At 69.5% G+C, this 14,495-nt stretch carries 12 protein-coding genes; 6 read left to right on the forward strand and 6 right to left on the reverse strand.

The features are described 5' to 3' along the window. Positions 1-88 precede the first annotated feature (88 nt). Both mobF and OG435_RS47795 read left to right on the forward strand, forming a co-directional pair. A complete protein-coding gene (gene mobF / locus OG435_RS47790; RefSeq protein ID WP_266887971.1) occupies positions 89-1,912 on the forward strand; it encodes a MobF family relaxase in 1,824 nt (607 codons plus the stop codon). Next, on the forward strand, positions 1,909-2,265 hold the full coding sequence (locus OG435_RS47795) for a hypothetical protein (protein ID WP_266887973.1): 357 nt from the start codon (positions 1,909-1,911) through the stop codon (positions 2,263-2,265). The genes mobF and OG435_RS47795 overlap by 4 nt, the downstream gene beginning before the upstream one ends. Before the next feature lie 847 nt (positions 2,266-3,112). Here the strand turns inward: OG435_RS47795 and OG435_RS47800 are convergent. Beyond that, on the reverse strand, positions 3,113-3,586 hold the full coding sequence (locus OG435_RS47800) for a hypothetical protein (protein ID WP_266887975.1): 474 nt from the start codon (positions 3,584-3,586) through the stop codon (positions 3,113-3,115). A gap of 115 nt (positions 3,587-3,701) precedes the next feature. Further along, on the reverse strand, positions 3,702-4,190 hold the full coding sequence (locus OG435_RS47805; protein WP_266887977.1) for a hypothetical protein: 489 nt from the start codon (positions 4,188-4,190) through the stop codon (positions 3,702-3,704). Between the two features lie 331 nt (positions 4,191-4,521). On the opposite strand from OG435_RS47805, the gene OG435_RS47810 reads away from it, so the two are divergent. After that, positions 4,522-5,598: a replication-relaxation family protein gene (locus OG435_RS47810; protein WP_266887978.1), complete on the forward strand. Its 1,077-nt coding sequence runs from the start codon at positions 4,522-4,524 to the stop codon at positions 5,596-5,598. A gap of 410 nt (positions 5,599-6,008) precedes the next feature. Beyond that, entirely contained in the window at positions 6,009-6,614 is a 606-nt protein-coding gene (locus OG435_RS47815; RefSeq protein WP_266887980.1) for a hypothetical protein, read from the forward strand. Here the strand turns inward: OG435_RS47815 and OG435_RS47820 are convergent. Both OG435_RS47820 and OG435_RS47825 read right to left on the reverse strand, forming a co-directional pair. Then, the gene (locus OG435_RS47820; protein WP_266887982.1) at positions 6,569-7,507 is read right to left on the reverse strand and encodes a hypothetical protein; all 939 of its coding nucleotides are present in this window, start codon (positions 7,505-7,507) and stop codon (positions 6,569-6,571) included. The two genes, OG435_RS47815 and OG435_RS47820, sit on opposite strands and share 46 nt — an antisense overlap. A gap of 1,014 nt (positions 7,508-8,521) precedes the next feature. Next, positions 8,522-9,064, reverse strand: a complete 543-nt coding sequence (locus OG435_RS47825; RefSeq protein ID WP_266887984.1) for a hypothetical protein — start codon at positions 9,062-9,064, stop codon at positions 8,522-8,524. A gap of 275 nt (positions 9,065-9,339) precedes the next feature. On the opposite strand from OG435_RS47825, the gene OG435_RS47830 reads away from it, so the two are divergent. Then, on the forward strand, positions 9,340-10,290 hold the full coding sequence (locus OG435_RS47830; protein WP_266888012.1) for a DUF4238 domain-containing protein: 951 nt from the start codon (positions 9,340-9,342) through the stop codon (positions 10,288-10,290). Between the two features lie 120 nt (positions 10,291-10,410). On the opposite strand, the gene OG435_RS47835 is transcribed toward OG435_RS47830, so the two are convergent. Continuing rightward, positions 10,411-13,074 (reverse strand): DEAD/DEAH box helicase, encoded by a 2,664-nt coding sequence (locus OG435_RS47835; RefSeq protein WP_266887986.1) that lies wholly within the window; start codon positions 13,072-13,074, stop codon positions 10,411-10,413. Continuing rightward, positions 13,071-13,631, reverse strand: a complete 561-nt coding sequence (locus OG435_RS47840; protein WP_266887988.1) for a hypothetical protein — start codon at positions 13,629-13,631, stop codon at positions 13,071-13,073. Before OG435_RS47840 ends, OG435_RS47835 begins: the two co-directional genes overlap by 4 nt. 127 nt (positions 13,632-13,758) lie before the next feature. Between OG435_RS47840 and OG435_RS47845 the strand changes: the two genes are divergently transcribed. After that, complete coding sequence (locus OG435_RS47845; protein WP_266887990.1) at positions 13,759-14,133, forward strand: ankyrin repeat domain-containing protein; 375 nt, start codon at positions 13,759-13,761, stop codon at positions 14,131-14,133. The last annotated feature ends 362 nt before the right edge of the window (positions 14,134-14,495 follow it).

Raw genomic sequence — 14,495 nt, forward strand, 5'->3', positions numbered from 1 at the left:
GGTAAAGACTTCCTGATGGCTTCCCGCCCGGCGGGAAGGACCCCGGATCACGCTTTTGTGCAGGTCAAGCCCGGTGTTCCATGGGCCGATGATCAGCCAAACACCGATCCGTCCTGGAGACGGGCGCTACCTCTTCCGCGGCGTGATGGTCGGCGACGGCCACCGCGGGGCGGGCACGTCGCTGCGCGACGCTCAGGACGAGGCCGGTGTCCCGCCCGGGATCTGGAAGGGCCAGTGCCTGGCCGCGGTCGGCCTGGTAGCCGGGGACGTAGTGACCGAGCGGCAGGCCGAACTCCTCCTGGGAGAGGGCCGGCACCCGGCCGCCGACCGGATCGAGCGCGAGCGCCTGGAGGCGGGCGACGATCCGGCGAAGGCCCGGCGGGCGACCGTGCTGGGCAGGCCCATCGAGCACAACCGCTCACCCAAGACCGACAAGGCCAAGGAGCGGATCCCCTTGCTCGGCATGCACCTGGTTTTCCGGCCCCCGCCGACCGCTCACCTCGCGTGGGCGCTGGTGGATGACGAGGATCGTCGGGTGCTGGAGCTGTGCCAGGACATCGCCTGGGACAAGACGCTGGAGTGGCTGGGGGATTCGGTCGCGCAGATCCGGTGGAAGGGCGGCGGCAAGCATCGAGCCGGCGTCCGGGACGGGCTGCTCGTCGCGGTGTTCCGGCACTACGAGTCCAGAGCCGCGGAGTCCAAGCCGCTCCTGCATGATCATGCGCTTGTGTCGATCCGTGCCCGGCGGCCGGACGAGAAGGGCACGTGGGGGAACCTGTCGGCGGATTCGATGCTGGCCCACATTGTTGCGGCCGACACCCTGTACGTACTGACCTTCATGGAGGAGGTGACCGCCCGGCTCGGTTGGGCGTGGGAGCCGCGCGAAGTAACGCCCGGCCGCCGCCCGGTCATGGAGATCGCGGGCATCGACCAGCGGCTCATCGGCTGGCAGTCGACCCGCCGCCAGCAGATCGAGGACGCGCTGCCCATCATCACGGCGGAGTACGAAGCCGAGCACGGGCATGCGCCGGGGGAGCGGGCCGGCTACGCGCTGGCCTGCCAGGCCGCCGACCGGACCCGCCCGCCCAAGCGCAAGGAGCTCCGGTCGCTGTCGGAGCTGCGGGCGGTCTGGCGGGAGTCGGCAATCGACGCGTTCGGCGCCGACATCATCGACCGGCTCGCGGAGCGGGCGCGGGCGGCAGCCGCGGCGGTGTGGGCGCGGGTGCGTCCGGTGGTCGACGTCGCCTTGGCGGCCGTCGACGTCGTGGCCGTGGTGTACGTGATGCGCGGCGCGTTCAAGCGCCACCACCTGCTCGCCGAAGCCCGCCGCCACCTCTCCTACGTCCTGCGCGGCCGACCCCACCAGCCCGGCCTGGACGAACAGATCGTGCAGACCGTCGTCGACGACTACACCCGGCCCGTCGGACGGGGCCGGATGATGACCGCCGACCTGCGCGCCCTGTACCCGCGCGACACAGACGACCAGGCCGTGCTGCGCCCGCTGACCCGCAAGCGGACCGCTCCTCTCTACGAGCGGGCCCGCCTTGCCGCCGGAGCGCTGACCGCCCGGGTCCACGCCACGCGCCGCTCGGACCGCCTGGGCTCCCGCACCCGCCCGCACATCGTCGTCGTGCCCGACGCCACGAGGTCTCGCCCGTATCAGTCGCGCACGGACCGCAAGGCCGGCCGGGGCCAGGAGCACGGGACCGATGTCGCCACGTTGGAGCTGACCCACGCCACGATCGAGGCGGTCGCCAAGATGGCGGCCAAGCTCCAGGACGGCGTCCGTGAGCGCGCCGCCACCCGCGGCCCCGCGCCGCGGCCCGTCCCGGCGGCGTCCCCGCCGTCACACACCCAGCAGCCCGGCGTGCAGCAGACGCCGGGCCGAACACCCACTGGAGGAGTCGCATGAGCGCACCGGAGGAGAACCCGGAGATCCCGGGACTCGAGGACGCCCTCGCCCGAGCCCGCGCAGCCCACAAGGAGATGGCCGCCGCGCTCGACGAGGACCAGGAGCCCGACCTTGATGGGGACCTGGAGTGGCAGCCGGTGTGGAAGCGGCCCCGGAAACTGAAGTCGAAGGAGGAGGAGAAGCAGGAACTGCGCAAGCAACGGCGGCGGCTCCAGGACGCCGGAAAGCGCCGCCTCGCCGCCGGGCAGTCACGCCGGCCCCGCTCCCGGCAGAGCCGGATCGGCAACGCCGCCACGCGCCGCGATGCCCGCGCCCTGTCCCGGGTGCGGCACTCCACCGCCTGGCTGTGGTGACGACGCCGCGCATCGTCCACCGAGTGGAGCCGACGATGACCTGCATCCGGTGGCGATGCACGACATCGAACGGGCTCCACTCAGTGAGCTCCATCCGATGGACGCCACCGAGTGGACTCCACCGTGGTGCGCACCGGATGACGATGTACGCCACTGCGGTGTGCACCACGATGTCCGCCATCGCACCCGGTGCGCCTTGCGACGATGCCCGGCACTCTCGCGGGCACCACGATGTCCGGCATCGGATGCTCCGCACCGCACCTGGTGCGCATCGCCCAGATCGCGCGCACCGGTCGACGCTGCCGGGCACTCGATGTTCCGCACCGCACCGCACCGTGCGCACCGCACCGCACCGCACCGTGCGCACCGCACCGCACCGCACCGTGCGCACCGCACCGCACGGCACCGCACCGCACCGTGCGCACCACGATGTTCGGCAGTCGCCCGCACGACGATGTCTGGCATCCGGTGGTCCGCACCGCAGGCGAAGCGCACCTCCCGGATCGTGCGCACCGGCCGACTGCCTACCCCTTGTCCGGCTTCGGGTGGCCGACCACCTACCCCTTGTCCAGGTCCGGGCGGCCGCACGTTTCTCCTTGACCGGGTTCGCTACCGGGGTGTTTCCCCTTGACAGAGCCGGTCACGGCCGCCGATCAGGTCGCGGACAAGGGGGTGTGTGATAGGAGGCCCGTCGCCCCGTGCTGCCGCGCTCGGTGCGGAGCTCCAGCGCGATGTCGCGCACCACGATGTGCGGTGCGCGCGGTGCGGTGCGGCGGTGCGCACGGTGCACCGCACCGGCCGCCGGTGGTGCGCACCGTGGGCGCACCACCGACGGCGACGGTGCGCACTACATCGCGGTGGTGCGCACCGGCTGCGCACCGGCCGGTGCGGGGTGCGCCGCCAGGGCCTGGCCGAAGGCGATGGCGTTCAGGTGCTGCAGGACGTCGGCGACTTCCTCGTGGTCCTGGGTGAGGATCTGTGTGATGAACCGGATGACGGTGAGGGCGAGGCCCTCGGCTGCGTCGGCGCCGGCCTGCTCGTGCCAGGACCGCAGGGTGCCCAGGAAGCAGATCCCCAGCTCGAACAGGGCGAACGAGCTGTCACACGGCACCGCTTCCTCGGTCTGGTCGGGAAGGTCGGTCGTCGGGATGACGATGTGGTGCGCGACCTCTATGAGCAGCGCGGGTATCCCCGGCTCGGCGGCGATGAATTCGGCGGCGGCTTCGGTGTCGCCGGCCTCGATTGCCCGGAGGTAGTTGAAGGCGCTCATCACCGCGTGGGGGGTCATCGGGGTGAGCGGCATGGTGATGGTCTCGGACACGGGGTCTCCTCAGGTACGGGCCGTCGAGCTGATCGACGGCGGCCTCGGGACGTGATGGCTGGCGGGGGTTGGGGTGCTGTGGGCGGCGATGAGAGCGGTCCTCACCCGGCGTGCGCTACACGGCGGTGTTGCCCACCGGGTGGGCCGCAGCCGATGCGGCCTTCGCGTCCAGGAGCAGTTGGCCTCTCGCGGCCGACTCGTAGGTGTTCAGGGCGTCGGCGATGCTGTCGCGCTCGTCGAGTTTGTTGGGTTCGAAGAGGATCGTCGTGAAGAAGGCGTTGACCGTCTGGGCGATGCCGTGCGCGGCGTCGGGTCCGGACTGCTGCCAGAGGTGCAGGGCGTGCAGGAAGACTTTTCCGAGGGTCTCCAGGGCGAAGGAGTCCCATGTCGGTGCGTCGTCGTCCGGGCCCGGCAAAGAGGTTCCCGCGAAGACGATCCCTTCGGCGACGCCCGCGAGGAGCGCGGACATCCGCGGTTCGGCGGCGACGAGCTTGGTGGCCGTCTGGAGGTCGCCGGCCTCGACGGCACGGAGGTAGTTGAAGGCACTTGCCACTGTCTCCTTGGTCAGCGGGGTGACCGGTGCATCGGGGTTGCTTTGGTGCATGGGGAGCTCCTCAGGTACGGGCCGCCCCGCTGATCGTGGCGGCCTAAGAAGGAGCCTGTGGCCGCGGGCCTGTGGACAGAGGAACTGCTCCGGAAGGGCGAACTCTCCCTCCCCGCCGGACCCGACAAGCCGGGGCCGTAGATGTGACCCCCGCCACGGACATATCCGCCCGGTCAAGGGGTTTATGGGGGCACAGGGGACACGGTCCGGGCAGGGCGGTCAGACCGCGGACAAGGGGGTCTTCTCCACGGTGGCCACCAGTTCGTGCGCTGCGGCGTGTGAGCTGGTCCAGCTCACCGACCCGGCCGCCGGCCGGAGAACCGAGGATCCGATGTCCCCTCCCACTTCGCCCGCACAGCCTGACCCCCAGCCGCGCCCGACCTGGTCAAGGGGTGCTGAGCGCCCTGCGGGCGGCCCGGAATCCAGTGCCGTATCCAGTGCCGTGAACGATTCCAACGTCGTGCCCATCACCGCAGCTCACACCGCCGGCAAGGGGGCCTCCCGGCATGCTGACACCTCTCTAACTTCACCTGAGACACCAGCCAAGGAGAAGAGGTCCACTCCTACAGCCGGGAAGGTGAGGGCTGACGCTTTGAGGTTGCTGGGGTGTGTGCGGATAGCGACGGTGCAGCAGATGGCTTCGGTGATCACGGGGGAGGAGTCGGACGGCCGGTCGTACGTGCGCAGGGCGATGAAGGAGTTGGCGGAGCTCGGGCTGGCGGAGACGAACGGTAAGGACGGCAAGCACCAGATCTGGAACCTGACGGTGGCGGGACAGAAGGCTCTGGCCGAAGGCAATGAGCTACCGCCCCGCCCGAAGGCCGGCACCGGAGCGAAGGCCGTTCGAGCCGGACTCGGACCGCACGGTCTCGCGGTGACGGACATGATCCTCGCCTACACCGACACGGTCCTGTCCGGAGACCGCGCCTGCCTGACCGACTGGCAGGTGGAGGTGAACCACGCCATCAAGCAGACCGGCCTGTCCTTCAACACCGACGCCGTCCTCGCCGTGCCGACCAAGACCAGCGAGGTGCGCCTCTTCGAGCTCGACAACGGGACCATGTCCCAGGCCCGCCTCGCGAAGGAGGTCTGGGACTACGAGCGCTACGCCGGGCACCGTGTCTGGGAGGGAGGCCGCGGCACCATCGGCGGGACGTACCCGTTCTGGCAGCGCCACCGCTACACCCGCTCGGAGCGCTTCCCGCTGCTCTACGTCGTCCTGGCGGGCAAGGAGGAGCACCTGCTCGACAACCGCCGCCGGGCGCTGGCCGCCGACGTGAAGGGCATCACCGTTGCGGTGTGGGTGAACACCATGCCGCGGCTGAAGCGAGGCGAGCCCTGGTACGAGATCGGCGTCGACGATCCGGACCGGCGCCGCCGGCGCTACCCCGAGCCCGTCGGCCGCTGACCGGTGCTGGGCAAGCCCGGGGAGGGCCTGGGCAAGCCACCTCGAACCGGGCTTGCCCATCCCGCCCAGGGCTCGCTGGCAGGACGCCATCGGTCACGGCCAGCCCAAGGCTTCTCGGGGAGGCCGTGGCGGACCGGTGACGGGTGGCCGATGACCGGTCACCGTTCGGGTCGGGAGTTGCACGGGTCGGTCACGGCGCTGACGTGCTGGTTGACCGATCGCCGGAGACGGGTCGGTCACGTGCGGCCTGCTGCCCGGTCACGCTCCCTGCTGGGCAAGCCCTTGTTACGGAGGGCTTGCCCAGCGTCCGGGCCGCAGGACGGGACGCCTCTCAAGGTCGTGGCAGCACCGTCTGGGACGCGGCGCCCCGGAGCCGGCAGAGGCCGCCCCGCTGGCCGTACACCGGAGCCATGAGACGAAACAAGCAGTCCTACGCCGGGCTCGTGCCGAGCCTCCCGGGAGACATGTGGCATGCCCTTGCCTCCTTCCACGGGGCCCACGGCGAGCCCGTCGGCCGACTCGTACCCTTCGACCACCCCGACGCGTTCCTCTCCCTCACCCAGCCCGACGACATCGCCTTCACCGCGCGAGTGGAGCTGTCAGGCGGGGAGACGATGAGCCAGCTCCACCAACTGATCACGACGGTCACCCGCGACATCACCTACGGGCTGGGTACTGCCACGCCCGGGACTGCGCTGGAGATCATGGTCGGCAAGCGCCACCAGCTCGCCCTCCACGCCGGTCACGTCGACGGCCTCGCCCGGCTCCTGCGCGATGCCGTCGACAACATCAACGCCCACGGCTCCTGCGGAGGCGACGGATCGTGCCGCCACTGCCATGGCACCGGGCGGGCGTATCCCGTGTGGGGGGTGAAGGACGAAGAAGCCGGAGCGTCCGGGCAAGCCTTAGGCGACCCTGGGCAAGCCCGGCCGCACGACGGGCTTGCCCAGAGCCACGGGCCCGCGGGGGGTCAGCGTCGGTGGCGCCAGTGCTGGTGGACTTTGAGGACCTCGTAGCTCCACGAGCTGTTCGGGCGCGTACCGGACGGGAGCTTCCAGCCGAGTTGTTCGGCCACGGCGGGGAACCGGGGGTGCATCTGCCGGTCTCCGACCGTGACGAGCGCGGACAGGAGCGGTTCTCCCCTTTTGCCGTCTTCGTCGACCAGCCACAACAGGACGCACTGGTCGTCGGCGTGGAGACGGGGCAGGGACGGCATGCGCTTGTGGATCTGGGGCCAGGTCGTGGTGGAGCCGGCCTGGGCGGTCTGCTCCAGCAGGGGCCGCAGCTCGGTCGCGAACTCCCACAGCTGCCCCCTTTCCAGGAGCGCCGGCTGTTCCCTGCGGGGAGTGCGAACCGTCACGACCGGCGCCACGACCGGCGTCAGGTCCGGGGCCGGAACCGGTATGGGCACCGATACCGGGACAGGAGGCCGAGGCGGTGCGGAGGAGCGCCGGGGTGTCGCCGACGGTGTGATCCTCCGGCCCGACGACCGGACGACGGGTTCGCTGGCCCGGGCGGCGCTCGGCCTTGCCCAGGGCGCGGCGACGGCTGGCTTGGTCTGGGGCGGCGGCACGGACGTCGGCGGAGCCGAGGCGGCCTGGCGGCGCTCTTCCTCCTGCCACCGGCGGGAGCCCAGGATCTCTTTCAGGTCTTTCAGCTGGGCCCGCTGCTCGCGGGTCTCGCTCGGTGGAGCTCCGGCCGCCTGCTGCCACGCCAGCGCGTACAGGTCGGCGGCGACCGCGACCGCGTGCTGGTCGATGGCCCGCTTCAGTTCGGTCAGGGTGTGGTTCAGCGTGCGGCGGACCGTGGCGATCTCCATCGCGGTCCTGGGGGCCCGGCCTGTGGTCCGGCGACGGAAGTCCGTCTGCCACGCCGTACCGCCGCTGAGCCGCACCCGGTTGTTCCCCAAGCCCATACTCCCCCCGCGCTGCACAACAGATCCCCAAACGGTCGGGCAGCCCTCGACCGGACGCAAGAGTCCGGCCAGCCAACAACGCCGTACGACCGGCCTACTGCCGCACGCATGTCGGGAGGCTTGCCCAGCGTGGTCCGGCCTGACGCCGCACGGGCCGGTGTGGGCCGCATGGGGGTTGCACCGGAGGTTGCATGCATAGGGGGCTGGAGGGTTGCTTTCAACGGGGGACCGGGAGTGTGACCGGCGGTGGGACCCCCCGAAAACGCCTGACCTCCGTTTTCCCAGGTCAGCCCCTGTGGGCAAGCCTGGTTCGGAAAACGACACCTCTTTGACCACGCGATAGCCGGGGTGAAGAGGAGCCTGTTCGAGGCCGGGGCAGGGGACCGGGCCGGCGGCGGACGGCCGGATCGTTCCAGGACCGGGGTACGGCCCCCGTCGCGGCCCCTGCTGGCCAGGACCGCACCCCGTGCTCCCGACCGTACTCGCCACCCCGACCACCCCGGGCAGGATTCGCTCCGCCTTGAACGCCGGTATGACGAGGCTCTCGGCGCGCAGTACCGAGGACGGCCGAAGCCCCCCTTTCCGCTCTTCGGGCATCGGGGGAAAGCTGGTCGGGCTAGGGTCGTGATCAGTCCGCGCCGACATGGGTGCGCGGGTCAGGACCGGTGCCCAGAGCGCTCTGGGGCAGTACGACCGGGCCGCCCCTCGGGCCCGGCATTCCGAAGGCGGAGTGCCGGGCCCGCGCTTGCGTAGGGGCGGGAACGCCGTTGCGCTCGTACGCGGCCCGCAGCGCCCTGGCAATCTGTGGAGGGGGCGAACTGATGGATCAGGCGTTCTGCGCCGCCGTCGCTCAGAGGAGCTCCTGACCTCTGCCAAGAGGGTCCGGCGTCCGAAACGGGCACATGTAGCGGTACGACGAGGGAGCGGATCCGGTGGCCCCCGGTCGTGGACCGGGCCTGCTTGGAAAATCTGTGGTTACGGTCATGACGGGCAGGATCTCTATAGGTTTCAGAATGCCGTGGTGCCGCGAGGGTCCAGCGCGTCGGCTGCACGGAGATCCCTATGACTGCCTTGTGCCATCTCCTGATCGTGGGCCGCTTGTGCCATGGGACTGAGCGGCGAAATGTCCATGCGTTGGTGAAACGCTTTTTGGGCAGAAACTGCCTCGTCGCTCGCCTCCTTCGCTACTTCGGCACGCAGGCGCCGTGCTGCCTCGACTTCACCCACCTTGCGCATGTAGGCGAATGCTTGTTCCGTGTGTGCACGGACCCCCTCCCAGCCGTGCGGCTTCGACCGCTTGTAGGTTGCGATCACGGCGAACATAAGGAGTTCGTCGTCAGTCCCTTGATCGCCCCATACTCGGGGAGCGATTTTCGACATGACGTAAGCGGATCCATAGAAGCCCTGCTGCCTGGGGTCTCTTTCCTGTACCGCGTGCTGGAGGAGGGAATCTGACGTGTTGTCGAGGGGGTCCACCTCCGCGAGCCATCGCAGCACAAACGGCCCGATGTCCTTGCCTGCCACGACGAACTGTGTCTCGTCACCGGTCATGGTCTCCCCTCCCGCTTCGGCGGTTACCGTGGGACCACTGTGTCACCTGGTGGCGCCGACGAGGTGCACAAGCTGTGAAACGGACTCCAGCCAACACGCGGGGCGGAGACCTCCTTCTAGAACCGGGCTCAGCTGACGCCGGCGACTCGAAGCCTCGGAATCAGGGGCTCGGCTCCGTGTAGGGAGGACAGAAGCCATGGACGGAAGGGGAGCAGGTGGGTAAGGCATCGTCGGGGAAGCGCGCGGCCAAGGCCGGGGGAACTCGCGATCACACAGTGCCTCAGATGTACCTGAAGCACTTTGCTCAACACATAGCACGCCGCAAGTACGAGTTGAAAGTGCGTCGACTCGACAAGATCGACGAGTCGTTCACCGTGACGCCTACTGGTATCGCCGCCGAGACCGGCTACTACTGGGGGATCAATGCCGAGGGTGTTCCCCACCACGCTGTCGAGGAGCTGTTTACCTACCTTGAGGGACGCGCCGACACCGTACTGAAGATCCTTCTGGACGACCCAGAATGGGCGCTCACGCCGAACTGGCCGCTGGGTCCGGACCAACGCCGTGTACTTGCCTGGTGGATGGCCGCCCAAATTCTGCGCACTACCCGCCAACGGAAGCGCCTTACCCACCAGCAGACCGAAGCACCCGACATCTCCGGCCTACCGCAGGACGTAAAGACGCTCGCGCAGAACAACCCCCACCTGCTCTACATCGTCGAGAACATCGCCGCGTTGGCCCTCACCCTGGCAGCCCGTCCGTGGGCGCTCGGCTTCAGCGACATGTGCCTGCTGACCAGCGACACCCCAATCGCCGTATGGAACCGCCCTGACGACGAAGACCAGCTGCGCGCCGCCACAATGAGCGACATCATGCTCCCGCTGGATCCTCACCGGTTTCTGTTCCTGCCCAGCCCCGCTACCCGGGCCACCGACCCGCTCAAGCGGGTGGACCACTTGATGCACGCAGAAGGTGCCATCGGCTTCGCGCTCGTGGAAGTGGTCTACGACGTAGCCGACCAGTTCGTGATTCACCATCCGAAGCACGACCCCTGGAAGCATTGGAAGCCGAACAGCCCGCGTCAGCCCAAGCCGTGGGATGGACAGACGCACTCTGCTCCCCAGTACACCCTGAAGTACCCGGTATTTCCGCCTAGCCAGAACATCGACCGTCGCTGGACCGTGGAACACCCTCCACCTCGCTCGCGACCCACGTTGCACCCCTGAACTGGGTGACCGGTGGCACCACCATCCGGTGCGGGGGGAGAAGGTGAGGGCCCGGGGGTCACGACGTCCCGGGGCCTTCACTTCGCTGACCTCCTGGCTCAACGACGGGCGAGGTGCGTGTCAGGCCCAGTCCAGGCCCAGCTGCGTGAGGGCGGCGTGCTGGTCGGCGGTGAGCTTGTCGCGCCTCGACTTGGTGTTCGAGACCCAGACGCCGAGCTTCACGGCCACCGGCTCTACCTCGCCGTCGACCGCGATTTCCTCGATGTGGGCGCGCGGGATCGGCCGGTGGGCGCCTTCGCGTTCGACCCACTGCGTCAGGGCCGCAAGCCCCCGCTGGAACGCCTGCTTTGCCTTGCTCGGCCCCTTCGCCCCGCTACTGGCCGTGGAGGCGGGGGAGGGCGCCTGGTCGGGTTGTACGCCGAGCTTGGTCAGCCGTTCCTGCTGCTCGGGCAGGAGCCGCGTCCAGGTGGCCGGCTGTCTCTGCTGCTGGAGCCATTTGCCGACGTCGTCGCCGTCGAAGACGACGCCCGGCGCGATGTGGGGCAGGACGCCGTCGGCGTCGACCAGGTCGGCGAGCACGCGGTAGTGCCGCTGCCAGTCCAGGGGCCAGGGGCAGTCCCAGTCCTTGTCGATCGCGGTCAGCTGCGCCGCGCGGGTCGTCGCGGTGTCCTCGTTCTTGCCGAGGCCGTTTTTCGCGCCCTTGCGGCGGAGGTTGGCCATGTGCTGCCCGATGGGCACCATCGCCTCGCCCTCGCCCCACACTGCGTCCTGACGCGGCGCGAGGTGCCCCGTGGCCCGCCGGAACGCGTGGAGCGCGGCGAGCTTGGCCTCCCACGCCTCCTCGCCCGGCTCCCACACCATGCCGGCTTCCGGGGCGTCCAGCAGGGTCTTGCGCCGTTCTTCGAGCTCTCCGGCCCGCAGGGCCTTCCGCTGCTGGTGGACCCACCTGCCCAGCGGGAAGTCCTTCGTGACGCCGACTTCGACCTCGACGTCGTAGGGGACGGCGTGGACGCCGGTGATCTCGTTCTCGGCCCGCCAGCGGAGCAGGGCCTGGTAGCCCTCCAGCCAGACCAGCGACTCCGGCCGGTAGACCCGGGTGCGCAGGAACGCGGCGATGGTGGCGGCGTCGCGGGGGCTGGAGAAGTGGAGCAGGGCTGCTTCGGCGGCGGCCTGCGTGTCGTCGTCCTCCTGGCCCTCGCCGTCGCCGCCGGCCCCGACGATCTGGCCGTCCTGGTCTCGCCGGACGTGAATCTTGCGCTTGCCGCTGGTGAGCGCGCGGGAAGCGAGCTGCTCGACCAGACGTTCGTCATGCGAACGCAAGCCCTGCAATACGGCTACAAGGGGGCGGAAGCTGGCGCTGGCGACCATGTCGTTCGGGTCTTCGTTCGGGTCCAGGAAGACCGGCACGATGATACGGGCGATCTTGGTGGAGCCGTCCTTGTTGAGGCGGAGGGCGCGTCCGATGTTCTGGACGATCTCGACTTGGGAGCCGCGGGTGTCGGCGAAGCAGACGGCTTCGACTCCCCGCTCACCGGTGATGTCGACGCCTTCCCCGAGCACGCGGACGCTGGCGAGGAAGGCGCGGTGTACGCGGTGGCCGGTGGCGTTGATGCCGTTGGCGAACTGGCGCAGTACTTCGCGCCGCTCGGTGACGAGGTGGTCGCCGCACAGCCACGCCGACCAGACCCGGTCCGGCGGTACGTGGCGGCCGGCCTCCAGCTCGTAGAATTCCGCGTCGATCGAGGACTTGGGCAGCTTGCCGGCGGCGGCCAGGTCGGCGTCGGAGGTGTCGTTCATGTACAGCGCGGCGGCGGTCTCGGGGATCTTGTCCGCGAACGCGCGGGCTTCCTCGACCTTCTGGTGGAACGTCATGACCGTGCGCAGGTTGTGCGCCGCGGCGTGCTCCAGGAGCGCGGTCTGCAGCAGCGCCAGGCGCCGGCCCCGCTGTGCCTCCTCGGACTCTTCGAGGACGGGCGAGGGGTCGCGGATCTCCAGGACGTCGATCTCGAACCCGGCGAGGATGCCCCGCTCGATAGCCTCGGAGAGCCCGAGCTCGGCGAGCCACGCGCCGTAGGTGCCGTCCGGGTCGTCGGCCATGCTCGCGAGTTCCGGCTCCTGGCCGGCGGCGCCCCTCTGCGGCTGGGGGGAAGCCAGGATGCGTGGGGTGGCGGTGAGGTAGAGCCGGAAGTCTGCGGGAATGCGGGCGTTGTCATGGATCGCCGCCCATGGCCTGCCAAGATCGCCTGCGGTTGAGTGAGCCTCATCGATGACGGCGAGCGAGAACCCGTCCATCCGCTGTCCGTACAGGCGGTCCCCGCCCGCCAGGGCGGCCTCCAGCGGCCCGCGGACTTGCCGCTTTCCTTCGGGCGCGTCAAGGTCTTCGCGGTCGACGAGGGAGGCGTATGTGGCGAACACGACGACCGGGCCTGAGCCGGCCCAAAGGGAGAGCTGGATCGGGTTGGTCGTGGTGCGCACGCCGAGCTCGTTGAGCACCGGGTCGTTCTCCAGCGAGCAGACGGCGATCATCGGGGCCCGGTGGCCCACCAGGCGCCATGCCTGGGCGGTCTGCGCGAGGAGGTCCAGGGTGGGGACGGTGACGAGGATCCGGCCGCCGGGGAAGCATTCCAGCGCACACGCGGCGGCCGTGATCGTTTTGCCGGACCCGGTCGCGGACACGATCGTGCCTCGCGCTCCATGCGGGGGCACGGAGGACCTTGCAGGAAATCCCACCCATTTCCGGAACGCCGACTTCTGGTCCGCCTGGTGTTCTCGGAGCTGAATCAAAAGAATTCCCCTGATTCTGGAAGTACCTGTTTGACGGAAGTGATCCGGTAGTCGCCGTCTTGGTAGATGCTGCCGGGCCGGCCGAACATGCGCCGTGCGTGCTCGACGGCTGCCCCGCTCGAGGCCGCGAAGACGTGGCGGACCAGGTCCTCTTCGTCAGAGGAGCCGGCCGCCCGGCTTGTGATCCGGTAGACGCGGTGCCGCAGCACTTCGACCGGCAGTCCACCACCCGACTGTTCACTCCGGGCAGTTTCGGCGGCCATGCGCTGCACCCGCTGCTCTTCCCGCCGGGCTACCCGGCGGTCCTCGTCCGGGTTGTACACGGACATCTGCTGCTCCGTCATGACCTGCACGATCCGCGCCCATTCGAGCCTCTGGCACGAGGCGATGTCCAGCGCGGTCGGCTTGCGCGGCTCCTGGGGGCCGGCGAGTGCGCGTTCCTCGCGGTCACAGGCGGCCTGCCACTGGTCCTTCACCTCGCCCAGGACGAGTCCATGGGCCTGTCTGACCACAGAAATCCGCGCCAATTCATCCGGATGGTATTCGTAGACAGGCATCCGCGAAACCTCACTCGATGTACCTGGAAGGTGTGGTGCTATTTCTCCAATGGTACATGCTGCATCATGCTATAGTCGGCGTCCGAGCACATGACTGACGAGCAGCGGGAAGCGAAGGAGGACGCTAGTGGTCGAGAATCCTTGGACGCCCGCCCACCAGGCGGTCGAGTCCAGTGACTATGCCGAGCTGACCCGCCTCCTCGACGAAGGCGCGGACGTCAACGAGGTGTGCTGGGGGATGACCCTGCTGGAGCACGCCATTGACCTGGAGGGGGACTCGGCACTCCAGTCAGGGACTCCCATCGACAGCCGCCTCACGGCGATACTGCTGGCCTACGGCGCCGACCCGATACCGCAACCCCCAGGGCGGATGAGCGCGGTGGACCTGGCCGACTCTTACGGTCACGACATCGCCTACCGCCTGATAGACCGAATCACTTCAGCTACTGCCAGCCGCCCGCGAAGCGGGCTGTGGTCCTGGAGGCGAAGCCGGAAGGACTGAACAGGCGGGAGCGAAGCGGACGCCCAACGGGCCGAAGGCCGGACCCCGTGAAACGGGGTCACCCAGGCCCGCACAGCGGGCCGTTCGGGACGGAGCGAAGCGGAGACGCGAACCGTCCGAAGCGAAGCGCAGGACCCCAGCCCGAAGGGCCGCCGGCACCGGCCCGGCGAAGCCGGGCCCCGCTGAGCGCAGCGAAGCGGTTCTTTTCCCAAGCGCGCAGCGCTTGGGGTCCCGTTGGAGCCCAAAGGGCTCCGCCCCGGAGCGAAGCGGAGGGGCTCCTCTCGCGAAGCGAGAGGTCATGGGCCGCAAAGCGGCCCCCGCCGAGCGCAGCGAGGCGGTTCAGTCCCAAGCGCGCAGCGCTT

Source organism: Streptomyces sp. NBC_01264 (assembly GCF_026340675.1).
Taxonomy (GTDB): domain Bacteria; phylum Actinomycetota; class Actinomycetes; order Streptomycetales; family Streptomycetaceae; genus Streptomyces.